We start from the raw sequence: 25,652 nt of genomic DNA, 5'->3' as shown, positions 1-25,652 counted from the left end.
AGTCAGTTAATTCAAGCCTTCACAGGACATTATGTCGCAATACCGTCTTGGAACAATACTTGACTATTGTCTCTCAAAAAAAGTACAACCAGAAACCATATACAAGCTCTTAACAGCAAGTAATGGTCTCTTAAAACATATGAAATGAATATTAACAATTTTACGATAAAGTCGCAGGAGGCCATACAGCGAGCACAGCAAATTGCTCAAGAGCTAGGCCACCAGCAAATAGAAAATGAGCATATTTTCAAAGCAATTTTTGAAGTAGATGAGCACGTAACGCCTTTCTTGCTTCAAAAACTTGATGTAAATGTGCCTTTATTACAGCAAATTTTAGACAGCACCCTTGAGAGTTATCCTAAGGTGTCTGGTGGTGATATAATGTTAGGGAGAGAAGCAAATAAAGCAATCACTCAGGCTAATATTATTGCCAAAAATATGAATGATGAGTATGTCTCTATCGAGCATCTCATACTCGCTATTTTCGGGACAAAAAGTAAAGTAGCCCAGATCTTAAAGGATCAAGGAGTGACTGAGAAGCACCTACAAGCTGCTATTACAGAAGTGCGCAAAGGTAACCGTGTGACCTCACAAAGTGCAGAAGAGACATATAACTCACTAAGCAAGTATGCAAAAAACCTTAACGAACTAGCACGCACAGGCAAGCTAGATCCAGTAATAGGTAGAGATGAAGAGATACGACGCATATTACAAATCTTAACGCGTCGTACGAAGAACAATCCTATACTTGTAGGAGAGCCAGGTACTGGTAAAACCGCCATTGCCGAAGGTCTTGCGCATAGAATTGTAGATGGTGATATCCCAGAAAACTTACAGAACAAGCAAATATTTGCCCTGGATATGGGAGCTCTTATTGCTGGAGCAAAATTTAAAGGAGAATTTGAAGAACGTCTTAAAGCGGTTATTAAAGAAGTAACAGAAAGTGATGGCGATATCGTACTCTTTATAGATGAGATACACACACTGGTAGGTGCTGGTGGCGGACAAGGAGCGATGGATGCGGCAAACATCTTAAAACCTGCCCTTGCTCGTGGGGAGCTGCGCGCCATAGGTGCTACCACGCTTGATGAGTATCAAAAATACTTTGAAGCAGATAAGGCCCTCGAGCGTAGATTCCAGAAGGTAACCGTAGATGAGCCAGATACAGAGAGTGCGATTTCTATCTTACGTGGTATCAAAGACAAGTATGAGACACACCACAAGGTGCGTATTAAGGATGATGCTATCATTGCTGCTGTAAAGTTATCACAGCGCTATATCACGAGCAGATTTTTACCAGACAAGGCGATTGACTTAATGGATGAAGCTGCCGCAAAAATGCGAATGGAAATTAACTCTAAGCCAGAAGAACTCGATGTGTTAGACCGTCGTGTGATGCAACTAGAGATTGAGATTGAGGCGATAAAACGTGAGAAAGATGAAGATAAGCTCAAAAGCCTACGTGCAGATCTAGCAAACCTCAAAGAGGAGCGCAACGATCTTAACGCGCAGTGGCAATCTGAAAAGGATATTGTAGAGAGAGTACAAAATGCAAAACAAGACATAGAAAACTACAAGCTAGAAGCCGAAAAAGCAGAGCGCGAAGGAAACTATGGCCTGGTAGCAGAGCTACGCTATGGTAAAATAAAAGAAGCTCAAGAGCATCTTGAGGAGCTACAAAAGGATCTTGCAAGTCAAGCAGATACTTCGCTTATTAAGGAAGAAGTAACCAGCGAAGACATTGCAGAGGTGGTTGCAAAATGGACGGGAATCCCAGTACAAAAAATGCTACAGGGTGAACGTGAGAAGCTACTCAAGCTAGAAGACGAGTTGCACAAACGTGTGGTGGGACAACGTGAGGCTATTGTTGCCGTAAGTGATGCCGTACGACGCAGCCGTGCAGGTTTACAAGATCAAAAGAAGCCAATTGGTTCGTTCTTATTTTTAGGAACAACCGGTGTAGGTAAAACAGAACTTGCAAAGGCACTGGCAGAGTATCTTTTTGATGATGAGAATGCGATGACGCGCATAGATATGAGTGAGTATCAAGAGCGTCACAGTGTGAGCCGTCTGGTGGGAGCGCCTCCAGGATATGTGGGCTATGATGAAGGTGGCCAGCTTACGGAGGCCGTGCGACGTCGCCCCTACTCTGTGGTATTGCTAGATGAGATTGAGAAGGCACACCCAGATACGTTTAACGTATTATTACAGGTGCTTGATGAAGGTAGACTTACAGATAACAAAGGCCGCACTGCCGACTTTAGAAATGCCATTATCATTATGACTTCAAATATGGGTAGTCATATTATAAAAGAGCGTTTTGAGGCTATTCCAGATGTAGATGCTGCAATGGAGTCTGCAAAGGTAGATGTGCTAGGATTATTAAAACAAAACATACGTCCAGAGTTCTTAAATAGAATAGATGACATTGTAATGTTTAGTCCGCTTACGCGAAAAGATATACGTGATATTGTAAAACTGCAGTTCAAGGGCATTAGAAAGATGCTCTCACAGCAGAATATCACGCTAGACGCAACAAAGCAAGCTATAGACTTCCTTGCCGAAGCAGGTTTCCAGCCAGAATATGGTGCAAGACCTGTAAAACGAGCAATGCAGCGCGAGGTGCTTAACCAGTTATCAAAAGAAATTTTGAGCGGTAAAGTAGCATCAGACAGTGTGATACTCGTAGATTCCTTTGACGACAAACTCGTCTTTAGAAACGAAGGAGAACGCACAGGAGAAGAAGAATAAAGATTGATTGATTGATGATTATATAAAGTGGATATCTAGCAATAGGTATCCACTTTTTTTTTGTGGCCTGAGTGATAAGTTTTTAAGGTTGTTTGTGCGGTGACGAATACACTAATAAGTGTATATTTAAACAATCAATTAAAAAACAATCAAAATAGGCACATCATAAAATAGAGCACTCGCTTTGTGTGGTGACCTTTTGGCCATAATTTGAGAAAACAGAATGTCAATAAGAACAATAGTTAAACGAAAACTTTGGGCATCTTCAGGAGGCTTCTGCGGAAAACCTGACTGTCATTCTGATTTATTTCCATTTTTTGAAAGTGGTAAAATAACCAACATAGAAGAATTAGCTCACATCATTGGACAAAAAGAAAAAGGTCCAAGAGGAGATAATTCTCTACCACTTGATGAACGTGATGAATTTGATAATATAATATTGTTATGTCCAACCTGTCATACAATCGTTGATAAAAATCCAATGTTATTCCCAAATGATACTATCAAGCAATGGAAATCTAATCACGAAAAAAGTATTGCTAATATTTTTAAAGTTCCAAAACTAAACTCACGAGATGAAGCAAATAGGTACTTAAAACCATTACAAGCTGAAAATAAAGCAATTTTTGATAAGTTTGGACCACATTCTGAAAATGCAATAATAAACCAGATGGCAACCGAAATAATGTGGGAAAAGCTTGCCATCCAAAAAATATTGCCGAATAACAGAAAAATCGAAGCATTTATTGAACTAAATCAAGATTTACTAGAAGGTAACGAGTTCGGGTTATTCATAGAATATAAACTACATAGAGATGGGTTTGAGTACAATAAAATTTCAGGAGATGTGAATTCAACTGTTCCTACTTTTCCTAATGGATTTGAAAACATATTTAGATGAGAGATAAAAATAAACAGGCAGTTGCTACTTCAAGTAAAATATTCTTTGAAAATGGAATGAAAGGTCATAATGCAGTAGCTAGTTTAACTGATTTAGGAAGTGATTTATACATAATTAAACGAACTGGAAATAGGTCTGATTTAAAAATTATAGTTGCTGACATTTATATAGCTGGTGAGGCAGAAGTTCACGGAATAAACCCAAACTTACAAGAAATTGATTGTATTGTATTAGTAGGATTCTACAACCGATATTCATTAGCTGCAAAAGATTTAGCTAAATCTATGAATGTTGGACTTTTTGACAATAGAGATTTTTTTGGAGCAGTTAATTTTACAGGAAAAGCTTTAGTCAATTACGAGAAAAAGAAGAAAAAAGATGATTGATTTAAACATAAAGCGCAAAGAACATTTTGATTTATACCTTTTTGGTTCATCATTATATTCAGATACACCATCTGATATTGACATAGCTATCATTTACGATAAAAAATTTATAGATATTAAACAGGCATTAAACTATCGTTCTGAAATATTAATTTATTTAAATACTGAATTAGAAATAAAAATTGACACTATTCTTCTTTCAAAAGAAGAGGAAATAGAGACAGAATTCCTGTCAAACGCAAAACATAAAAAATTATAAAAACTACCACCAACAAAGTTCTGAGTTAAAAAACAAGTCTACTTCGGCTACGCTTAGCACAAGCTTTTAAGCTAATTTTGATTTATAATTCACATCGCAGAGTCCTCTCCAAATTACCCTTTCGCGAAAGCGTCATCTTTCTTAAATACTTGTAAATAAACAATCAATTAAAAAATAATAAAATAGGAATATTAGAAGTTCCGATAACTATCGGGAGATGCCCTTGCTTTATGTAGTATCATGTTGGGATGCATAATCACTCAGCAAACTGATAAAAACTCTTTTTGTATATTTGATGAGTTAACTCAATTAATATGGATATTCAATCAACAAAAATAGAATTAGTAAAAACTATCTTAGCGATAGAAAATAGTGATTTTATTCAAAAAGTAGCTGACTTTGTAAATGCTGAAAAAGTTGATTTTTGGAATGAATTAACTACTTCTGAACAAAGTGAAATTAAAGAAGGAATTAATCAGCTTGATAGTGGAAAACGAGTTTCTTTTGATTCATTCTTGAAAAGGATTTCTTAATGAAGGTATTCTTATCTGAATTAGCAGAAAGAAAACTCCTGATACTATCCGAATATCTTTTAGAAAATTGGAATTCAAAAACACGTGATCAGTTTATTGAAAAGCTAACTGAAAAAATTAAACAGATATCTTTTCAACCAGAAAGCTGCCCTCAATCCTCAGAACTCAAAGGCTTGTATAAGTGTGTTGTAACAAAACAAACTACCTTTTATTATAGAATTTCGACAGGACTAGACGAAATTGAAATCATTACAATTGTTGATACAAGACAAAATCCTGACAAACTAAGAAAGGATATTTAAAAAACAACTCACCATACATCGAACTGCTGCGGCTAATCGCCAAAAAGCGCACGTCTCAATTATAGAGAGTTTAATATTGGTTGCAACCGACAGAACAATGGATGAAGCGTCCCGATTACACCGAAAATTGAAAACTGTATGATGCACACTTACACAAATAAGTTTAAATTAATTAAAAATAAAAACAGGCTTACTAGCAGTTCCGATAATTACTGGAGTTGCATTTGCTTTATGTAGTGGTCTGTTGGAAGTAATATGAAGAAAATATTAAAATATCAATTAATTTTGATTCTAACTCTGCTTTCTTGTCATTCTAAAAACATTAAACAAATGAAATTAGTGAATAAACAAATGGCTGAATATTCATTTTTGAAAGAAATGTATGAGGATGAATATTTTCCAAATTACCTTGTTGATAAAGGAAAAGATATTCTGATTGATTTATGTAAGGAGATCGAAATTAAAAAACCACAAACTCTTGAAGAACTATATGCTTTGACTCATAAGGCAACGGATAGATTTAACGAATTACAAGAAGAGTTTTACGAAAATGATAGTGAAATAGAAACTGCTGCAAGAGAATGTATCGCTATAGATTTTCAGTTCATCTCTAGATCATACGGTTTTGAAGCTGATATTGAAGATTTAATTGCAACTAGAGATTGGTAATCTAATATGTAAGTATCTGACTTCATTATTGGTATAAAACCTAAAATCAACCCTAACCCCTATTAAGGCACGATAAATGTATATAGGTGCGTGTTTGATAGCAATAGCTATCTTTGTAACACATACCTATGATGATGAAAAAAATACAATGCTTATTTATACTCTTCTTTGCGCTAGCGCTTAACGCGCAAGACAACTACTACGTTTTTCAAGGTGACACCTATAATGAGGAGGCTTTTCAAGCCAAACTAAAATCTATTGAGGAGGTTTATGGTGCGCAAGGAAGCTGGAAATACACTAAAGCCAACTTTAAAGTTCGCCATTCTCGTGTGCGACAAGACTCAATTATACAAGAGGTCGAGGTAATGCTTTCGCAATCTAATAGTGCTCCTTTAGATATCAATGTAGGAGTAAATGGTTTAATCAATAAACCCCTACCCGACTTTCAGTTGCAAGATCTTGCAAACGGGCTTAAGTCTAAGGAGAGTTATAATGATAAAATCACACTCATTAACTTGTGGTTTACAAGCTGCCCTCCTTGTATCGCAGAGATTCCATATCTCAATGACCTTAAAAAGCAATATGAGGATCGCGTAAATTTTGTAGCCATCACTTTTGAGCCAAAAAGCAAAATCGACGCTTTTTTAACTAAGAAACCTTTTGATTTTGAGCACCTAGTAGATGGTGCCAGCTATTTAAAGCAAGATTTAAAAACAAATACCTATCCTAAACTTGTATTTATGGATCGTAGTGGTACCGTACGTTTTGTAGAAAATGCTGTAATGGCTCAAGGAAGAGGTCCAGCCGCAGAGGTTACAGAAATCCTTAAGGAACACCTAGATTACTTACTCGCAGATAACTAATGGAAAACACTGTAGAACCAACTCCAGATTATTCCCCACTTGAAGAAAAACTCAACATTTGGACGCATGGTTTTGGTTTTGTAGCAAGTATTATTGGTTTGGGTTTTTTATGCTTTCGCGAAAGCGTCTCAACCACAGCAACCGTTAGTCTTATCATTTTTGGAGTTAGTATGTCTGTGTTATATTTTGCCTCTACAGCTTACCACAGCGCCGTAAAACCTATACGTAGAGCTAGATTAAAGATTTTTGATCATGCGGCTATCTACGTACTCATAGCAGGGACATATACACCATTTACACTTGTAACTCTAGAAGGAAGTACTGGATGGTGGATTTTTGGGATTGCTTGGTCTATTGCTTTATTCGGAACAATATTAAAACTCTTCTTTACAGGTCGATTTGATATCCTTTCTACAATCCTTTATGTAGCGATGGGTTGGCTTATTGTTTTTGCATACAAACCATTACTAGCAAACCTTGATCCAGCGGGTGTACAATGGCTATTTACAGGAGGTATTTTATATACGATAGGTGCTATTCTTTACAGTATTTCTCGTATACCTTATAACCATGCTATTTTTCATGTATTTGTCTTGGTAGGTACAGCCTCTCACTTTATTGCAGTGTACAATTACGTAGGAGTTTAAACCTTTCAAAATCATATAATAAAAAATGCCCCTCAATGAGGGGCATTTTGATTGTTAATAGTAAGGGATCTACAATAGCCTAGTTAAAGATATAACGTAGTCCTAGTTGTGCTTGCCATCTGTTTAAAAGACTTGCATCTGTTCCAAATGTTTGTGTAAGCTCTTCGTTGAACGTGTATGTTGGTACACCGTCTGCAACACTTACACTTACTGGCTGTACGCTGTTAGGTTGCTCAACAAGTCCCCAATCAGAATTGATAAAGTTTCCTAAGTTAAGAACGTCTACACTAAACTGGATTGTGTTTTTCTTTCCTTTTACATCAAAATTGAAATCTTGTAATAAACGGAAGTCAACACGGCTTCTCCATGGTGCTAGTGCTCCATAACGCTCTGCATATCCACCTCTGTTTTCGCTCAGGTAATCATCCTGCTCGATGTACTGGTTAAATGCTGCTGCTTGTTCTGGTGTAGCAAAATTTTGCTGTGCTACTTCTCCAGCAGTTGGGATGTAAATAAGATCGTTAAAGTTACTTCCGTCACCGTTGATATCACCAGCATATGTATAGTTAAAACGTCCTCCTCTAGCCCACTCTGCAAATGTAGAAATGGTCGTAGCAAACTTGCCATCACCATACTCGAACTTCTTTGAAGCTACAGCAATAACTCTGTGCTGATCTCCATAACGTGAGTTTGATAACACCGCGTCATTTGCATTACCACGTATTGCATTTGCATTAAAAGCATCACCTGTAATCTCTGCATCAATAGAGTTTACATTTTTAGAATCTAGGTAGTTGTAAGCAAGACTTGCATAAAGTCCGTTACCAAATGATTTTTCTGCTTTTAACGTAGCATTAATGGTACGACCATTATCAGAGTTTGTAAATACATACGCATTTGTAGGTCCTCCAAAAGCATTAGTAGAAAAATCTGAAGCTTGATAGATAGGTCTGTTATCTACACCTTGTAATGTCGCAGATGGATTATCAAGTGCCCAGTTCTGAACGTGTGCAGCATTAAGATCTTTTGTGTAAGAGAAGTCTCCTGTAAGTACCACACCATTATCTAGGCGGTAATCTACACCTATGTTAGATCTCCATACTTGTGGCCATTTGAAATCTTGATCTACCGTCTGGTAAAAGAAAAAGTCAACTCCTTGTACTTGGTTACCTAACCATACAAAAGGAAAACGACCTGTAAATATCCCTGTTCCTCCACGTATTTGGAAAGTCTTATCTCCTTCTACATCCCAGTTAAAACCTAATCTAGGTGAGAATAAGAATCCATTGTCTGGAAGTACTGTACTATCTAGAAGAACATCTTCTCCAGTTGATGGATCTACATAAACGTTATCTGGTTGATAATCTTGTATTTTTCTTTCGATATTCTCTTGAATCTTATCTTCTGTGTCAAAATATAATGGCTTGTCAAGACGTAGTCCTAATGTAAGCGTTAAATCTTCTGTTGCTTTCCATTGATCTTGTCCATATAGAGAGAATTGCCCTACGTTAGTCTCAGCAAGTGCCCAACCCTGTGGATCACCAATAGCTAAACCATTATTATCATTGAACGTTTCCTCTGCAGATAAGAAAGTTCCTTGATATTGGTTTACTAAGAAATCTTGAAAAGCTACAAGATCAGTTTCTCCAGTTGTATCATTTACATAATCTGTATCTAGTACTCCATCACCATCAAAATCCATATCTTGATCAATTGATACACTTCCAAATAAATCAAAACCATATCCAGTTAGGTTAAATGAGTTGTAAAAGCTAAACTTCTCAAATGACGTTCCTAAAGTAAATGTGTGACTTCCAGAAACAATATTCAAGTTGTTTGTGATTTGAAAAACTTGTTGCTCAAGTACATTTGAAATTGAGAATGGCTCATGACCAGCTATGATATAGTTTTGACCTCCTTTTGTAATGTTTATAGATGGACCTGGAGTAGAAAAAGGCTTTCTAAAATCATCAAAGAACGTATAACCTACTTGTAATTTATTTGAGATGTTACTAGCAATATCGCTGTTCCACTCAAACTGGAAAGAATCTATGTTGTTATTAATTTCATATCCTGCATTTTCAAACTGCAATGTAGACTGGCTTGGCCCACGTAATGCGATAGCATTTGGGTTTGCTGGATTTTCCTTAGAAGAACGTAGTAAATTGTAAACAAGTGCCACACGGTTCTTGTCATTCACGTTCCAATCTAATTTAAAAAGTGCTTTTGTAGAACCTGCATCAAAGTTAAAACCTTCATATCTTCCTGGCTCATAAAAAGAACCGTCTGCATACTGGATACTTCCTAGTGCCGCAGAAACAGCATCAAGATCTGCTGGTAATACACGTGACTCATTAATAGCCCCAGTATTTCTGTTAGGTGCCCATGGAGCTCCAAGATCTGATCTAGATTCCTTTTCAAAGTTTGCAAAGAAAAATAATTTGTTTTTGATGATTGGTCCTCCTATAGAGATACCGTAAGTATTCTGGCTCTGATCTGCTACAAAAACATCATCTCCAGCAACTTTACCTCCTGTGAGATCTTCATTTCTGTAAAAACCGTAAACAGTTCCTTTTACTTCATTAGTACCACTTTTTGTAACAGCGTTTACAGAAGCTCCTGTAAATCCAGATAATGTTACATCATAAGGAGCAGTACTTACTTGAATTTGCTCAATAGCATCAAGAGATATAGGTTGAGAACCTGTTTGCCCTCCTGGCGTTGCTGCATCAAGTCCAAATGGGTTGTTAAAAACCGCCCCATCAAGACTAAAGTTGTTATACTGATCATTACGACCTCCAAAAGATCCGTTACTAGAAGCACTAGGCTCTAGACGGTAAAAATCTGCTGCAGATCTCGATATTGTAGGAAGTGACTTTAATTGTCTCTCACCTACATTAGTCGCTGCACCTGTACGGCCATCACTAAATGTGTTATTACGAGAACCTGTAATTACTACTTCTTCTAGCGCATTGCTATCTTCACTAAGAGTTACTTCAACGTTGTACGTTTCACCTAAGTTAAGATTTACACCTGTAAACTCTTGACTTTGGAAACCTACATAACTCATGGTGATTGTGTATGGTCCACCCACACGTAAGTTTAATAGACTAAAACGACCGTCGAAGTCTGTAATAGCACCATACCTTGTACCTGTAGGAGTGTGTACTGCAAGAACGTTTGCTCCCGGCAAAGTCTCGCTACCTCCATTTACTACTCCCGAAATAGAGGAAGTAGTTACTTGTGCCTGCAAACTAAAAGCGCCAAGTACTACGATTAAAAAGAAAAAATTTTTGAACATAAAGTTTGAATTTGTTTCCCGTAAAAATACTAGAGTAAATCAAGGTAGACGCTCATTTTAGTAACATTTCTTTAGCATTTTCTTAACAATTGTTAAATACTTTTTAGGTGCGCTTTCGCGAAAGCGTAAAATCATCACAAACAATATCGATAAAACCTCATTACCAACATGTTATCAATCCAAAATATTCTAAAAAAACTTATTTAATTCACAAACAACAATTACACATGTACTCTATAAAAGATGATAACTCATGAATGAATAATTATCTTTGCAGTCTATGACAAGTAACCAAAAAACGCAAAAACAAATCCTTGCCAAGCTAGGGATTAAGACGCTCAATGAGATGCAAGAAGCAGCTCAACTCGCAATACAATCTGCAAACGAGGTGATATTACTATCTCCTACGGGTACTGGTAAAACACTCGCTTTTTTATTACCTGTAATAGAGGCTCTTGATCCTAATTGTGAAGAAGTGCAATTACTTATAGTAGTACCTTCTCGAGAACTTGCTATCCAAATAGAAAATGTAGCTCGCAATATGGGAACTGGTTATAAAATTCATGCAGCTTATGGTGGGCAAAGCTTTAATACAGATAGACAAGCCATAAAACATCGCCCAGCCATTTTAATAGGCACCCCAGGAAGACTCGCAGACCATTTAAGAAGAGAAACATTTCCTACAAATCATATTAAAACGCTAGTTTTAGATGAATTTGACAAATCACTAGAAGTAGGCTTTGAAGGAGAAATGACAGAAATACTTAGTTTTCTCCCAGCTTTAGAAAAGAAAGTACTTACCTCTGCTACGCAAGGAATAAACATCCCTAAGTTTGTAGGTCTTACTTCTCCTGTAGAAGTGGATTACCTGCATCAAGGTGGATCTAAACTTGAATTAAAAGCAATTGTATCGCCAGAAAAGGATAAGCTTGATATGCTTGTAAAGGCCTTGTGTCACCTAGGCGATCAGCCAGGGATTATATTTTGCAATTTTAAAGGAACTATCGCACGTATAAGTGAATACCTTAGTGATCGCGGTATTGCTCATGGGACTTTTTATGGTGGTATGGAACAAAGAGAGCGTGAGCTGTCGTTACTTAAGTTTCGTAACGGTACACACCAATTACTACTTGCTACAGATCTTGCAGCCCGTGGTATTGATGTGCCAGAAATAAAATTTATACTTCACTACCACTTACCTATTCATGCAGAAGAGTTTACGCACCGTAATGGTCGTACAGCTCGTATGCAGTCTGAAGGTACAGCATACGTATTACACTGGAAAGATGAGAAACTTCCAGAGTTTATGCCACAAATGGATGAAGAGTTCATACACGATAAAGGAATTCCTGATGGATCACAGTGGCGAACTTTAGAACTTTCTGGAGGACGTAAGGATAAGATTTCTAAAGGTGATATTGCTGGTTTCTTTTTTAAAGAAGGAAATATAGATAGAGCACACCTAGGAACTATAGAGGTTAAAAATTTGCAATCATTTGTAGCCGTACACAAAAGTATCGCAGAAGAAATGATAAGAAAACTTGATAACAAGCGACTAAAAAAGGCAAAATTAAGAATACAACACGCCTAGAGAAGCATTTTAAAATAGAAAAGGATTGTAAAAACTACGTTTAATAACTAGTCTTTACAATCCATTGTTATTTGTAACCCTTAGGTTATGAGAATTACTTCACTTCTACAAAGCGAGCAAACCATTTATAAAGATCACCTCTAGTGATCACAGCACCCTCGCTTATAAGTTTAAACTTATCTGCATTACGATCTGCACTGTAATCTTTGCTTGCACTCATAAAGACAACATCATCATCTCCTAAGTTTTCTTTGAGCCATGCATAGCCCTCAGCAGTTGTGATGTCTATATCTTCCTTATTGATTTTTACAGCAATAAGTGACATATTATTCTCTCCTAGTAAAAATAAATGCATCTGGTTAGGAGATATGTGCTCTAGGTACTGTGCTTTAGTAAGCACGCCTTCCCAAACGAGATCTGAAAAAACATCAATTTCCTCTTCGGCTACTTTAGGTTGCTTTTCTTTAATTGTTGCCCATTCTTCTCCAGTTATAGATTGCGTGGCTAGAAAGTTTATAAACTCTGGCTTTAGTTCTTCTAGTTGTTCTTTTGTAAGGCGAGCGTATTTCATTGTTAATCACTTTTTCGCGTAAGCGTATTAAAAATTGTATTTCATAAAAAAGCCGTCCTTACGGTTGTAAGAACGGCTTTTTATATACTATCTAATGACTTAGTTAGCCTCTGCTACTACGTCAAAAGGAAGTGTAGCTACCACATTCTTGTGGAAACGTACTTTTGCTTCATAGTTACCTAAGCGCTTTACAGTATTTCCAGCGATAGAAATAAATTTCTTATCGATAGAGATACCTTCTTTTGCTAGGTATTCTGCAACGTCTGCGTTGTTAATAGATCCAAAAAGTTTGTCTCCATCACCAGTTTTTGCACTAATCTTAACTTCAAGTCCGTTAAGTTTATCTGCTTGCTTCTGTGCATCGTCCACAAATTTTTGTTCTTTGTGAGCGCGTTGCTTAAGGTTTTCTGCAAGTACTTTCTTTGCGCTAGGCGTAGCAAGTACAGCATGACCGTTAGGGATTAGGTAGTTTCTACCGTATCCGTTTTTTACTTCTACTAGATCGTCTGCAAATCCTAGATTCTCAACGTCCTTCTTTAATATAAGTTCCATCTGTTATCTAGTTTCTATTTGTATAAATCAGTTACATAAGGCATCAATGCAAGGTGACGAGCTCTTTTTACAGCTACAGACACTTTACGTTGGTACTTTAAAGAAGTTCCTGTAAGACGACGTGGTAACAATTTACCTTGCTCGTTTACAAAACCTGCTAGCCAGTCTGCATCTTTGTAATCTACATACTTGATACCAGACTTCTTAAAGCGACAGTACTTCTTTGCTTTGTTAGTTTCAATGTTAAGAGGCGTAAGATATCTGATATCTCCGTCCTTCTTTCCTTTTGCTTGTTGTTGTAAAGATGCCATAACTTACGCTTTTTGCTTTTTTAGTTTTTCACGTCTTCTTTCAGCCCACGAGATCGCGTGCTTATCAAGTGCTACCGTTAAGTAACGCATCACACGTTCGTCACGGCGAAAAGCTAGTTCGTAATCATTGATAGCTTGTCCATCAACAGTAAATTCAAGTAAGTGGTAAAAACCACTTTTCTTGTTTTGGATAGGATATGCAAGCTTTTTTAAGCCCCAATCCTCTTTACTAATCATCTTAGCACCCTTTTCTTTAAGAAGTCCTTCGTACTTCTTTACTGTTTCCTTTATCTGATCATCAGATAAAACGGGATTCAAGATGAAAACAGTTTCGTAATGGTTCATATAATATGAGTTAAATTAAAAATGAGTGCAAAAGTAATGATTTACTTTTAATATTCAAACAGCATATTGTTTATAAATTGTAAAAAAAATGACATTACATAGAGCAATTAATTTCTAGATATAGCTTTCGCTAAAATTTGGACATAAAACTAGTACATAATAAGGACAATTATAATAGTTCTCAGCAACAAAATATATCTTAAAAAATTTAACTTTGTAGTCTGCAAATCAAATACTTACATCGGATTTTAGCTTCTTTACCACCTAACTAATCGTCAATAGTTAAATTTTTACCGTTTAAATAGTTAAAATCACTTCTTCTTATGAGAATACAGGAAAAATCATTCGACCAATCGCACAAATAACCGATGAAAGTCATGTTTTTGTTGGTAAATAGGTTATTTTTGCCTAATATTGATATTCTTAACCTTAACTAAATATTAATTGCTGTGGAAGGAGTACTATTAGACTGCGCAGTTGTAGACGATTCAAGTTTGCAACGTCTAGCTATCGTAAAGATGATCAATGATCATCCCAACTTACGCTTAGTTGCCGAATATAACAATGCCATAGAAACGAAAAATGGACTCATAGAGACTAAAGTAGATTTACTTTTTCTTGATATAGAGATGCCTATTCTATCTGGATTTGACTTACTGGATGATCTTATACATAAGCCACAAATTATATTTGTGACAGGAAAAACAAAATACGCTTACAAGGCTTTCAACTATAACGCAATCGATTACTTACGTAAACCCCTCACTAAGGATCGTTTTACAAATGCGGTTTATAAAGCCATAAGCTTACACAAACTTAAAACTGAAGGCGCTGTAGAAGATGATGATTATATCTTTGTAAAGAGTAACCTTAAGAAAAAGAAAGTGATGCTCAATGAGCTTAAATATATCACAGCTCTTGGAGATTATGTAAAGCTGGTTACAGTGCACGACCCTATTGTTGTACTTGCAACAATGAAATCATTTGTAGCACAATTACCGCCAGAACGCTTTATGCGTATCCATAAATCCTATATTATTAATATAGACAAGGTAGATAAATATAACAGTAGAAATATTGAGATAGATGGAGAAAAAATCCCTTTATCAAGGCATAAAAAATCTGACCTTATAGATGCACTTTCGGCGTAAGCGGATGGTGAACGAAATTTATATTTTAAATGAAGAATCCCGCTCTATGAGTGGGATTTTTTTTTGTGATCTATGATAATTATCAAGTGTTCATAGCGTTCTACAAAAAACACATTTTATTTTTGAAAATTCTCTTCCATTTATTATTGATAATAGGTCTTACAGTTATTACCCAAATAGGCGGTATAGTTTATATACTCACGCTATTAGTATTTCAAAAAGCAAAGAACAAAACATTTTTAAAAGGCTCTACCCTATTTATTTTCCTGTATTCCATCGCCACCTTCATTGTTACACCTACTCTTGCGCCGATTTTTGGCCGAGAAAAGATTAAAGAAACAGCTGTTCTAGAAGCACATTCCTTCTTCTACAAATTTGCTAATAGAAACTACGTCAAGCCAGAGCTGCAAGAGTTACTTGATAAAACCTCAAAGAACTATACTAAGAACAATAAAAATATGAAGCTCATTCATCTAGACGCCAGCTTTCCATTTTTTAATAAATTTCCATTACTACCTCATTTAAGTCATAACGATGGAAAAAAGATAGATATCTCTCTCGTTTACCTAGACGCTAAGGGAGAGCTCACCAATAAAAAACCGTCAATAAGTGGATATGGTGTATTTGAAAACCCCACAATAAAAGAGCATAATCAAACTTTAATCTGCCAACAACGTGGATATTGGCAATATGATTTCCCTAAATACCTAACCTTGGGAACTATAAATAAAGACATTACATTCTCAAATAATGGCACCAGAAATCTAGTTGTTGAATTCCTAAAAAACAAAAACCTGAGCAAAGTATTTATTGAGCCTCACCTCAAAAGCCGATTAAACCTCTCTAATAACAAAATAAGATTTCACGGCTGTGGCGCTGTTAGGCATGATGACCATATTCATATTCAAATAAAATAGTCAAGCCGTTAATAACAATCTACATCAATTACAAGTCGGACGCTTCTGTAAGGCCCTATCGCATTAAAGCTGGTAACCACGCGTCTTATAGCTTTCTTAGTCTCTAAAAGTTTCTGCCTACGACTTATTTTTATTAGCACATTACGTCTATACTGATTACGTATTCGCGCTACAGAAGGGGTCTCAGGCCCTAGAACAGCATCCGAGCCCAGCGTTTGCCTTAGTGCTTTTGCGAGCCAGATACTAGCCTCTTCTATTTTTTGATAATCCCTGTGCTTTAAAGTTATACGTATCAACCTATGAAAAGGTGGATACTTAAAGTTACGACGCTCTTCTAATTGCTCTTTGTACATCTCCTCAAACTTATTTGCAGAGACCTGCTGTAAGATTTGATGGTAAGGATTATACGTCTGCACAAGCACCTTCCCTTGCTTTTCTGTTCTCCCTGCCCTACCCGACACTTGTGCTATGAGTTGATAGCTGCGTTCATGCGCTCTAAAATCAGGAAAATTGAGCATGCTATCTGCATTCATAATCCCCACAAGAGTGACATTTCTAAAATCAAGGCCTTTAGTAAGCATTTGTGTACCCACGAGAATATCAATTTGCTCTTGCTCGAAAGCTGTGATAAGTTTTTCAAATCCATACTTCCCCCTAGTAGTGTCAGAATCCATTCTTGCAATAGATTTATCTGGATACAACTCTTTAAGTTCTAGTTCTATCTGCTCTGTCCCAAACCCCTTGGTGGTAAGCTCTGCGCTACCACAAGCCATACATTTTTGCTGTAAGGCAATATTGTAACCACAGTAATGGCAACGCAACTGTGACCTGTATTTATGATAGGTAAGACTTACATCACAATTAGGACATTGTGGCGCATGACCACATGTGGTACATTCTAATATAGGTGAAAAACCTCTACGGTTTTGAAAGAGAATTACCTGCTCTCCAAGTGCTAGCGCATCTGTAATTGCACGTATTAACGTATCAGAAAAGTGACCCGTCATCTCACGCTTCTTGCTTTTCTCCTTAATGTCTACAAGATTAATCTCAGGCATTAAAATACCTCCATGTCTTTGTTTTAAAGACACGTAACCATACTTTGCCTGCTGTGCGTTATATACTGTTTCTATAGATGGTGTTGCAGATCCTAGCAATACTTTTGCTTTAAACATTGCGCCTAGCACAATTGCAGCATCACGAGCGTGATATCTAGGTGCAGGATCGTATTGCTTAAAACTACTCTCATGCTCCTCATCTACTACGATAAATTTTAAATCCCTAAAGGGTAATAAAAGTGCACTACGGGCTCCTATAATAATTTGAGCTTTATCAAGCTTTTTTAATACATTATTCCACACCTCTACTCGCTCGTTTACGGAGTACTTGGAGTGAAAAATAGCTACACGCTCACCAAAATATGTTTGCAACCTGGCAATCAACTGCGTGGTTAATGCTATCTCTGGGAGTAGATAAAGTATTTGATCACCAGACTCTAGCATCTCCTCAATAAGCTGTACATAGATTTCTGTCTTCCCAGAAGCAGTAACGCCATGTAATAACGTTACATCTTTAACTTCAAAATGACTTTTTATCTCCTCATAAGCCGCCTGCTGATACTGATTAAGAATCTTGGTTTCAAAAACTTCACCATCAAATCCTATACGGTCTTGACGCTTCTGATAGGTTTGAAAAATTCCTTTATCTACAAGCGCCTTGAGCTGACTAGCAGTAGCGCCAGATGCTTTTTGTAAATCCTGAGATGAGATAGGTTTGTTTGTTTTCGCTTTAAGCGAAAAAAATGTGAGCACCATCTCTCTTTGTTTTGGAGCTCGGGATAATTCTTCTAGCACGGTAGTAAGCCCCTGCTCGCCTTCATATGCTGGCGCAATAGTGATAAATTTTACAAGCTTAGGTACGTATTGCTCATAAATCTCTTCTTGCATCTCAATCACCCCTTGATCAATTAAACGCTGTATAGAAGGAAGGATCTTTTTCTTATCTAGAATATCCATCACCTCATGAACCTTTAATTCTGAACGATGCTGCAATGCTTCATATATAAGAAATTCATCATCCTTAAGTGCTGCCTCATCAATAACAAGTCCATCTTCCTTAAGCCTTATCACCGTCTCACTTTCTAACAAAAAAGCCTTAGGGAGTGCCGCACGCATCACCTCTCCTTCGGTACACATATAGTAATCTGCAATCCAACTCCAGAATTTGAGCTGTTCCTCAGTGACTATTGGGTCCTCATCTAGAATTTGCTGGATTTCCTTGGCTTCATAAATTGTAGGAGCCACCTGATGCTTATTTTTTACAATAGAGGCATACACTTTCTTTTTACCAAATGGCACAGCAACCCGCATCCCTTTTTGAATATAGTTATACTCTGCCTCAGAGACGAGGTACGTAAACGTATTCTCTACAGGGATAGGAAGTATAACATCAATAAAATAAGACATAGTAAATTGTGATAAGAAAGTATGAATATACAAAGTTACAGAAGCAGATCAAACGTAAGAGCTAATCGTAGATAAAAAGAATAGTATGTTTGTACATACGCTTTCGCGAAAGCATAAAAAAAGCCGCTTCTCAAAGAAACGGCTTTCAATTTTAGACAGCTAGATTTCTAGCTTCTTATCCACTGCTGTGTTCTAAATAAGAATGCAATATATCCTCGTACGTTTAAGATGTTTTTATCATCCTCGTCAATCCACAGTTTGGCCTTGTATTCCTTTCCTTTTTCTGGATCAAAGATAGTTCCGCCCTCATATTCATCATCATCTTTTTCTAAATTCTTAATGATATCAAGACCTATGAGCGGCTTGTTGTAGTCCTCACCTTTACAGTAAATACAGGTCTTATCGCGGTCTGCAGGATTTAATATATCTATAATCTTACCAAACACTTTTCCATCCTTTTTATAGATTTCTATAATAGACATCGCCTCACCGGTCTCATCATCTATAGTTTTCCATTGTCCAAAGATAGTTCCCTGTTGCGCTTGTGTGCTCACTGCAAAAAATAGCAGGATAAGTAGGGTTATGTGTTTTTTCATAATTCAAGTTTTAAGGTTCTAAAATTAATGTGACTTATAGAGAGATTATAATGCATAAAAAATGGCGAATCACAAGTGATCGCCATTTTTAATATGATTGTGATAATTAGTTTTTACCTAACATCGCCTCTTTAAGATCATCATCTGCTGGGTCGTTACCTAACCAGATCCCGAAAAGAGCTTTCTTAAAATCAAGACCTGCAATAGATCCTACTTCTTTTCCGTTTTTGTAAACTACTGTTCCTTTTCCTTTGATATAAGCGATATCAAAAACGTTTGTTTTTACAATCTTATCACTAAAAAATCCTTTGAACTGCTCGATTTTTGCATCTAGCGAACTAGTATTTCCGTCCATTGAAGCGTCAAAGCCGTCATCTACAGCTCCTATCATTTTCTTACTAGAAACCATCCCAGAAACGATGTGTAATTTAAGGGCCATAGTCTCATCTGCATTAATAATTGCTGCAGCATCACTATTTTTTGACACTAAGTACAGTCCACCAGCATAAAGATCAAATACGACTTTCTCCCTCATGCCAGCACCATTAAGTGCAAGTTCTGTACCGCCCATGGTTACAGAGTTAGGTAAGGTTGCATCTCCTACTACTGTTTGTGCCTGACTAACTGTAAGACTACATACTGCTACTAAAGCTAATAAATACTTTTTCATAATTTGTGTGTGTGTGTGTGTGTGTGTGTGTGTGTGTTACTTAATTTGAATTAGGGTTTTTATGTAAAATTCGTAATTTTTGAAGGGTAGCGTTAAGCTCATAGCCCAATAAAATCAAATTTGAATTTAACCAAATATAAAGCATCATTATTAATAATGCACCAATAGAGCCGTACAACTCATTATATGTGCCAAAATTATCAATATAAATACCAAATAAATAAGTAGTTATCATAAATAATATTGTTGTCATCAATGCTCCTGGTGAAAAAAAGCGGCTTTTACGGCCTTCTTTAGTTCCAAAATAATAGAGCGTAGCAATCACCGAATAGATCATTATGATTAAAAATAGATTCTTACCTATTCGTAAAAGTGCGATATCCATATCATTACTCATAAAATCCCGCTCTTTCAAGGAGTTAAGTAATAATTCAAAATATATCACTACTGATATAGTAGTAACCAACAACAATGCCAAAATAATTGAAGTACCTAAAGCCACCGCATACTGCCTAAAGAAATTGCGGCTAATCTCATTGTAATGAGAACCCTCAAAACCGCTAAAAATAGCATTAACACCATTTGCAGTTAAGAACAAAGCAAGTAAACCAGCAAAGGAAGCAAGACCCGCCCTCTCATTTTGAGAGATATCTATAATTATAGGCTTAAAGAAATCTAATGATTGTGCGGGGATAAGCTCGTAGATAAAAGCCATAAACTTAATATCAAAATTTTCTATGGGTACGTACGGCACTAAATTGAGTAAAAATAGTAATGCTGGGAAAATGGCCATAAAAAAACTATAAGCAATAGAACTTGCACGAGACCCTAGAGCCCCCTTAATAATCCCGTTAAAATAAGCACGTAGCAAGTATAGCAGCGTCATCCCTTCAAAACCAGGAATTACAATACTATCCAGCATACTTACAAGCCAGCAGAAAGGCTTGAACCTCATTAAACGTTGTTCTATTGTCTTATCTGATGCCATTAAACTGCTTTCAGACTAAGATCTAAGTTGTAAACAGAGTGCGTGAGCGCTCCACTAGAAATATAATCTACACCGCAAAGAGCGTAATCACGTATCGTCTCCTCATTAATACCACCAGAGGATTCTGTAAGACATTTATCACCTATCAATGCAACTGCAGTACGAGTATCTTCATAATTAAAGTTATCTATTAGAATACGATATACATGCTCATGATTTTCAAGTATTTCTTTAATCTCTTCTAGACTTCTAGCTTCTACTATAATCTTGAGATCTCGTTGCTCTTCCTTTAGATAATCAACTGTTTTAAGAATAGCTTTTGTTACCCCACCTGCAAAATCGATGTGATTATCTTTAAGCATAATCATATCATACAACGCAAAACGATGATTCTCACCACCACCTATTTTTACAGCCCACTTCTCTAGTGCTCTTATTCCTGGTGTAGTTTTCCTTGTATCTAGAATTTTAGTATCTGTTCCTTCCAAGAGGTTTACAAAAAACTTGGTCTTTGTTGCTATAGCACTCATACGCTGCATAGCATTCAGTACTAATCGTTCAGCTTTTAGAATGCTTTGGCTTGATCCAGTGACATAAAATGCTATATCTCCATATTTTACAGCGTCTCCATCTGTTAAGACATCCTCAACTTGTAATGATGGGTCTACGTAGGCAAATACCGCTTTCGCGAAAGCGCAACCTGCAAGAATACCTTCATCCTTTACAAGTAGTTTTGCTTTTCCAGTGGCGCTGGCTGGTATACATGCTAGCGAACTATGGTCCCCATCGCCTACATCCTCTCGTATAGCATTTGCAATTATACCCTCTATCTCAATCTGAAATTGTGCTTCTGAAATCATAAATCTTTTATTCCTTTTATGTAAAAATAAGCAAAAGGTAAAGCTTCTTAGTTCTGTAAGCTAGTTTTGTATTTTTACCACATGAATATTAAACTTCTCTGCGTAGGCAAGACCGATAATAAACAGTTGCAAGCACTGATAGACACCTATACTAAGCGTCTCAATTTTTATGTAAAATACACTATCGAAATTCTCCCAGATATTAAAAATGTCAAGAATCTTAGTGAGCAAGAACAAAAAAACAAGGAGGGCGACCTTATTTTATCTAAAATAGGACCTTATGACCACCTAATACTCTTTGATGAAAATGGCAAGACCTTTTCAAGCGTTGGCTTTTCAAAATTTTTACAAAAGAAAATGAATAGCGGTATCAAGACACTCGTCTTTGTCATAGGTGGGCCTTATGGATTTTCTCAAGAGGTGTATACAAAAGCTCAAGGTAAAGTATCGCTGTCATCTATGACTTTTTCTCACCAGATGGTACGACTATTTATTACTGAGCAAATCTATAGAGGTTTTACTATTTTAAAAGGAGAGCCCTATCATCATCAATAAGAACAATCTATAGAATTAGAATGACCCCCCACAATTAGCCTGAGTTAATAACGTTAATTATAAAACGGGTTTAACCTATATTTATGAGCATATGTAGCAATATTATTGCTGCTAGATGTTATTTTTGCAGTTAAAATACGAATACAGTTTAATGGGATCACAATCAGGTACAAAAAAGAAAAACAGGCTGCAATTACTGCACCAGTACTATGTGTACACTGGTTTTTACACTTTTTTAAAAGATGCTCTTAAAAAAGCGCTCCCGCCTATTCTATTTGTAGTAGCCGCTATCATAATTATACACTACTTTGTAATCGACCTTAATACGGCACTACAATATGTAATAGACAATTACTCTAATGTGCTCGTGCTTACCTTATTCTTTGTTTCAGAATCGATACTCGGTATCATTCCACCAGAATTATTTATTGCCTGGAGTGATAAGACTAGCAACCCTATTCTATATTTAAGTCTCATCGCAATATTATCATATGCCGGAGGTGCGGTGTCCTACTTTACTGGAAGAGCTGCTTTAAAGATCCCATCTGTTCACAACTACCTAGAAGTAAGAATGGAAAAGCACTTAAAAAACGCTCGTAAATGGGGAGGATTTTTAATTCTCGTAGGCGCTTTACTCCCGCTTCCTTTTGCAGTGGCCAGTCTTGCTGCAGGTATGATTCGTTTTGAGTTTAAATATTGGGCTTTGTTTGGCCTTGCTCGTTTTGTAAGATATGCAATATATGGGGCAGCAATCTTTAGCCTTGTATCTTAATGAAACTTGTTTTTGCCACTCATAACAGTAATAAGCTTCGCGAAGTTCAAGCTTTAGTTCCCGACCATATTACCTTACTCTCTTTAACAGACATAGGGTGTACAGAAGAAATTATAGAGGACGCCGACACTATAGAAGGCAATGCCTTGCTTAAAGCAAATTATGTCCTTTCAAATTATGGGTATGATTGCTTTGCAGATGACACAGGTCTTGAAGTAGATGCACTAGACGGCGCGCCTGGAGTTTATTCGGCTAGATATGCTGGTGAGCAAAAAAATGACTCAGATAACATGAACAAGCTCTTGATCAATCTTGCTACAAAGCAGGAACGTGGAGCACAGTTTAAAACAGTTATCGCTTTCGCGAAAGCAAACAAAACAGAAACTTTTACAGGAATATGCAGAGGTCATATTACTAAAGAACGTCACGGTGATGGAGGTTTTGGCTACGACCCTATCTTCAAACCTGAGGGCTATAACGCTACATTTGCTCAAATGGCACCATCTCTCAAAGGAAAAATAAGCCACAGAGGCCTTGCTGTTGCAGCGTTTCTAGAATTTCTCCATAATCAGAAATAACATTTTTACTGATTACCTATCATCATATAGATTTATATAGTACTTTTGCAGCTTGTAAAACCTCAGGGTGAGGTATTGCCACAATTTTGGCACGTGTTGATCGAAGCAATTGGTTTATAAGTCGTTGCGCTTCCTATACACGCTAACACTTATAAATACTATTGTCATATGACATTTGATGAACTAGGCCTAAATGCGCCTTTACTCCAGGCTATTGCCGATATGGGATTTGAAACCCCATCAAAAATCCAAGAAGAAGCTATCCCACAACTACTCGCCGAAGATCGCGATATGGTTGCTCTTGCTCAAACAGGAACAGGAAAGACAGCTGCTTTTGGTTTTCCACTATTACAAAACATTGACGCTACAAGTAAGACTACACAAGGTCTTATTATAGCTCCTACTCGTGAACTTTGTTTACAAATTACAAACGAGATGAAACTGTATGCAAAACACATGAAAGGTGTGCGCGTTGTTGCAGTTTATGGAGGAGCAAACATACAAGAACAAGCACGTGAGATTTCTCGCGGAGCACAAATTGTAGTAGCTACACCTGGACGTATGCAAGACATGATGCGTCGTCGTATGGTAGATATTACAAAATTAAGCTACTGTGTACTTGATGAAGCAGATGAGATGCTTAACATGGGGTTCTATGAAGATATTACAAATATCCTTGCAGATACACCAGAAGATAAACTTACATGGCTTTTTAGTGCAACCATGCCTAGAGAAGTCGCACGTATAGCCAAAGAATTTATGGTAAACCCGTTAGAAATAACGGTAGGACATAAAAACGAAGGTGCAAAAAATGTTTCTCATGAGTACTTTGTAGTGCACACTAGAGATCGTTATCAAGCACTTAAAAGACTTTCTGACGCAAACCCAGATATTTTTGCGGTAATCTTTTGTCGTACAAAACGTGATACCCAAAAAGTTGCCGAGCAGCTTATAGAAGATGGATATAACGCTGGAGCATTGCACGGAGATTTAAGTCAGAACCAGCGTGATCTGGTAATGAAGAGTTTTAGAAATCGCCAGATACAAATGCTAGTAGCTACAGACGTGGCTGCACGTGGTATTGATGTAGATGATATTACACACGTTGTAAATTACCAATTACCTGACGAAATAGAAACATACACACACCGTTCTGGTCGTACTGGTCGTGCTGGTAAAACTGGTACTTCGCTAGTTATTGTAACTAAAAGCGAAATGCGTAAAATCAAACAACTTGAGAAAATCTTAGGTAAGAAGTTTGAACAAAAAACCATTCCAGACGGAAAGGAAATCACGCAAGTACAATTATTTCACCTTGCAAATAGCATCAACACTACAGAGATTAACGACGAGATTGATGCTTATCTTCCAGAAATAGAAGAAGTATTAAAAGACAACACAAAAGAAGAACTTATCAAAAAAGTATTTTCTGTTGAGTTTACACGTTTCTTTAATTACTACAAGAAATCAAAAGATCTTAATCAAAATGCCATTGGAGCAGCTAGAGAGCAATCTGGAGACTCTACTCGTTACTTTATAAACGTAGGTAGCAAAGATGATTTTGACTGGATGAAGCTTAAAGACTTCTTAAAGGAAGAATTAGGATTAGGTCAAGACGGTGTTTACCGTGTAGACTGTAAAGATGCCTTCTCATTTTTTAATACAGATACTGAGCACAAAGCACGTATTCTAGCTCACTTTGAAAACTATGAGCTTGACGGACGTCGTGTAAGCGTTGAGGAAACTCAAGGTGGCGGTGGCCGCAGCGGTGGCGGAGACAGAAGACGTAATGGTGGCGGTGGCCGAGGTCGCAGCGGTGGTAGAGATCGTCGTCGTGGCGGTGATGATGGATTTAGATCTAGTGGTCGTAGCGGTGGCGGTGATCGTCGTCGTAGTGGCGGAGGATCTTCAGACAGAAAACGCAATGACCGTAAATCTAGCTATGGTGATGATCAAGGAGGTCGCTCTAGAAGTAGATCAGACAGATCAGACAGATCAGAGCGTAGACCATCTACTCGCACTCCAGACAACAGGTCTGAAGGAAACAAGAGCCCATTTTCTGGCAAAAGACGCCGTAGAAGCTAGTCTACCGCTTATTATATGTTAGAATTATTGTAA

The 25,652-nt window shown here is 37.0% G+C and carries 26 protein-coding genes; 16 read left to right on the top strand and 10 right to left on the bottom strand.

All coding sequences use genetic code 11. The annotated features are described in order from the left end of the window. Nucleotides 1-144 precede the first annotated feature (144 nt). The 9 genes from clpB to D017_RS12330 all read left to right on the top strand — a co-directional run bounded on the left by clpB (nucleotide 145) and on the right by D017_RS12330 (nucleotide 7,311). Nucleotides 145-2,751 carry an ATP-dependent chaperone ClpB gene (gene clpB / locus D017_RS12370; RefSeq protein ID WP_035336848.1) on the top strand — a complete coding sequence of 869 codons (2,607 nt, stop codon included), beginning with the start codon at nucleotides 145-147 and terminating at the stop codon, nucleotides 2,749-2,751. Between the two features lie 223 nt (nucleotides 2,752-2,974). Then, nucleotides 2,975-3,652, top strand: coding sequence for an HNH endonuclease signature motif containing protein (locus D017_RS12365; RefSeq protein ID WP_035336846.1), 678 nt, complete (start codon nucleotides 2,975-2,977; stop codon nucleotides 3,650-3,652). Further along, nucleotides 3,649-4,038, top strand: coding sequence for a hypothetical protein (locus D017_RS12360; protein ID WP_035336845.1), 390 nt, complete (start codon nucleotides 3,649-3,651; stop codon nucleotides 4,036-4,038). The genes D017_RS12365 and D017_RS12360 overlap by 4 nt, the downstream gene beginning before the upstream one ends. Beyond that, on the top strand, nucleotides 4,031-4,297 hold the full coding sequence (locus D017_RS12355) for a nucleotidyltransferase domain-containing protein (protein WP_035336844.1): 267 nt from the start codon (nucleotides 4,031-4,033) through the stop codon (nucleotides 4,295-4,297). The genes D017_RS12360 and D017_RS12355 overlap by 8 nt, the downstream gene beginning before the upstream one ends. 314 nt (nucleotides 4,298-4,611) lie before the next feature. Beyond that, nucleotides 4,612-4,830, top strand: a complete 219-nt coding sequence (locus D017_RS12350) for a hypothetical protein (protein WP_035336843.1) — start codon at nucleotides 4,612-4,614, stop codon at nucleotides 4,828-4,830. Next, entirely contained in the window at nucleotides 4,830-5,132 is a 303-nt protein-coding gene (locus D017_RS12345) for a type II toxin-antitoxin system RelE/ParE family toxin (protein WP_035336842.1), read from the top strand. The genes D017_RS12350 and D017_RS12345 overlap by 1 nt, the downstream gene beginning before the upstream one ends. A gap of 330 nt (nucleotides 5,133-5,462) precedes the next feature. Next, entirely contained in the window at nucleotides 5,463-5,801 is a 339-nt protein-coding gene (locus D017_RS12340) for a DUF5713 family protein (RefSeq protein ID WP_035336841.1), read from the top strand. Nucleotides 5,802-5,935: 134 nt separating this feature from the next. Further along, nucleotides 5,936-6,664 carry a TlpA disulfide reductase family protein gene (locus tag D017_RS15035; RefSeq protein ID WP_225969304.1) on the top strand — a complete coding sequence of 243 codons (729 nt, stop codon included), beginning with the start codon at nucleotides 5,936-5,938 and terminating at the stop codon, nucleotides 6,662-6,664. Then, complete coding sequence (locus D017_RS12330; RefSeq protein ID WP_035336839.1) at nucleotides 6,664-7,311, top strand: hemolysin III family protein; 648 nt, start codon at nucleotides 6,664-6,666, stop codon at nucleotides 7,309-7,311. Before D017_RS15035 ends, D017_RS12330 begins: the two co-directional genes overlap by 1 nt. Before the next feature lie 79 nt (nucleotides 7,312-7,390). Here the strand turns inward: D017_RS12330 and D017_RS12325 are convergent, their stop codons facing one another. Next, complete coding sequence (locus D017_RS12325) at nucleotides 7,391-10,612, bottom strand: TonB-dependent receptor (RefSeq protein ID WP_035336838.1); 3,222 nt, start codon at nucleotides 10,610-10,612, stop codon at nucleotides 7,391-7,393. Nucleotides 10,613-10,892: 280 nt separating this feature from the next. On the opposite strand from D017_RS12325, the gene D017_RS12320 reads away from it, so the two are divergent. Continuing rightward, on the top strand, nucleotides 10,893-12,203 hold the full coding sequence (locus D017_RS12320; RefSeq protein WP_035336836.1) for a DEAD/DEAH box helicase: 1,311 nt from the start codon (nucleotides 10,893-10,895) through the stop codon (nucleotides 12,201-12,203). Nucleotides 12,204-12,297: 94 nt separating this feature from the next. Here D017_RS12320 and D017_RS12315 read toward each other — a convergent pair whose 3' ends face one another. The 4 genes from D017_RS12315 to rpsF all read right to left on the bottom strand — a co-directional run bounded on the left by D017_RS12315 (nucleotide 12,298) and on the right by rpsF (nucleotide 13,982). Further along, on the bottom strand, nucleotides 12,298-12,774 hold the full coding sequence (locus D017_RS12315; RefSeq protein WP_035336835.1) for a DUF6495 family protein: 477 nt from the start codon (nucleotides 12,772-12,774) through the stop codon (nucleotides 12,298-12,300). A gap of 99 nt (nucleotides 12,775-12,873) precedes the next feature. After that, nucleotides 12,874-13,326 (bottom strand): 50S ribosomal protein L9, encoded by a 453-nt coding sequence (gene rplI, locus D017_RS12310; RefSeq protein WP_035336834.1) that lies wholly within the window; start codon nucleotides 13,324-13,326, stop codon nucleotides 12,874-12,876. 14 nt (nucleotides 13,327-13,340) lie between these two features. Next, a complete protein-coding gene (gene rpsR / locus D017_RS12305; protein ID WP_013752085.1) occupies nucleotides 13,341-13,637 on the bottom strand; it encodes a 30S ribosomal protein S18 in 297 nt (98 codons plus the stop codon). Between the two features lie 3 nt (nucleotides 13,638-13,640). After that, nucleotides 13,641-13,982 carry a 30S ribosomal protein S6 gene (rpsF, locus tag D017_RS12300; protein WP_035336833.1) on the bottom strand — a complete coding sequence of 114 codons (342 nt, stop codon included), beginning with the start codon at nucleotides 13,980-13,982 and terminating at the stop codon, nucleotides 13,641-13,643. Nucleotides 13,983-14,431: 449 nt separating this feature from the next. On the opposite strand from rpsF, the gene D017_RS12295 reads away from it, so the two are divergent. Continuing rightward, complete coding sequence (locus tag D017_RS12295; RefSeq protein ID WP_035336832.1) at nucleotides 14,432-15,133, top strand: LytTR family DNA-binding domain-containing protein; 702 nt, start codon at nucleotides 14,432-14,434, stop codon at nucleotides 15,131-15,133. Between the two features lie 122 nt (nucleotides 15,134-15,255). Continuing rightward, complete coding sequence (locus tag D017_RS12290; protein ID WP_051583904.1) at nucleotides 15,256-16,050, top strand: hypothetical protein; 795 nt, start codon at nucleotides 15,256-15,258, stop codon at nucleotides 16,048-16,050. 8 nt (nucleotides 16,051-16,058) lie between these two features. Here D017_RS12290 and priA read toward each other — a convergent pair whose 3' ends face one another. The 5 genes from priA to nadC form a co-directional block, all read right to left on the bottom strand. Continuing rightward, complete coding sequence (priA, locus tag D017_RS12285) at nucleotides 16,059-18,515, bottom strand: primosomal protein N' (protein WP_035336831.1); 2,457 nt, start codon at nucleotides 18,513-18,515, stop codon at nucleotides 16,059-16,061. A 167-nt stretch (nucleotides 18,516-18,682) separates the two neighbouring features. Further along, nucleotides 18,683-19,111 (bottom strand): DUF2147 domain-containing protein, encoded by a 429-nt coding sequence (locus D017_RS12280; protein ID WP_035336830.1) that lies wholly within the window; start codon nucleotides 19,109-19,111, stop codon nucleotides 18,683-18,685. A gap of 106 nt (nucleotides 19,112-19,217) precedes the next feature. Further along, nucleotides 19,218-19,781: a chalcone isomerase family protein gene (locus D017_RS12275; protein WP_035336829.1), complete on the bottom strand. Its 564-nt coding sequence runs from the start codon at nucleotides 19,779-19,781 to the stop codon at nucleotides 19,218-19,220. Between the two features lie 40 nt (nucleotides 19,782-19,821). Continuing rightward, on the bottom strand, nucleotides 19,822-20,769 hold the full coding sequence (locus D017_RS12270; protein WP_035336827.1) for a YihY/virulence factor BrkB family protein: 948 nt from the start codon (nucleotides 20,767-20,769) through the stop codon (nucleotides 19,822-19,824). After that, nucleotides 20,769-21,629, bottom strand: coding sequence for a carboxylating nicotinate-nucleotide diphosphorylase (gene nadC / locus D017_RS12265; RefSeq protein WP_035336825.1), 861 nt, complete (start codon nucleotides 21,627-21,629; stop codon nucleotides 20,769-20,771). Before nadC ends, D017_RS12270 begins: the two co-directional genes overlap by 1 nt. Nucleotides 21,630-21,710: 81 nt before the next feature. Between nadC and rlmH the strand changes: the two genes are divergently transcribed. From rlmH to D017_RS12245, 4 genes are all read left to right on the top strand, one after another. Then, nucleotides 21,711-22,184, top strand: a complete 474-nt coding sequence (gene rlmH / locus D017_RS12260) for a 23S rRNA (pseudouridine(1915)-N(3))-methyltransferase RlmH (RefSeq protein WP_035336824.1) — start codon at nucleotides 21,711-21,713, stop codon at nucleotides 22,182-22,184. Between the two features lie 151 nt (nucleotides 22,185-22,335). Next, nucleotides 22,336-22,956 carry a short-chain dehydrogenase gene (locus D017_RS12255; RefSeq protein WP_035336823.1) on the top strand — a complete coding sequence of 207 codons (621 nt, stop codon included), beginning with the start codon at nucleotides 22,336-22,338 and terminating at the stop codon, nucleotides 22,954-22,956. Then, on the top strand, nucleotides 22,956-23,534 hold the full coding sequence (locus tag D017_RS12250; RefSeq protein ID WP_035336820.1) for a non-canonical purine NTP diphosphatase: 579 nt from the start codon (nucleotides 22,956-22,958) through the stop codon (nucleotides 23,532-23,534). The genes D017_RS12255 and D017_RS12250 overlap by 1 nt, the downstream gene beginning before the upstream one ends. Before the next feature lie 168 nt (nucleotides 23,535-23,702). After that, on the top strand, nucleotides 23,703-25,619 hold the full coding sequence (locus D017_RS12245; RefSeq protein WP_035336819.1) for a DEAD/DEAH box helicase: 1,917 nt from the start codon (nucleotides 23,703-23,705) through the stop codon (nucleotides 25,617-25,619). Nucleotides 25,620-25,652: the final 33 nt, after the last annotated feature.

Source organism: Dokdonia sp. PRO95, from assembly GCF_000355805.1.
GTDB lineage: Bacteria > Bacteroidota > Bacteroidia > Flavobacteriales > Flavobacteriaceae > Dokdonia.
This window is presented reverse-complemented; position numbering and strand designations above follow the sequence as displayed.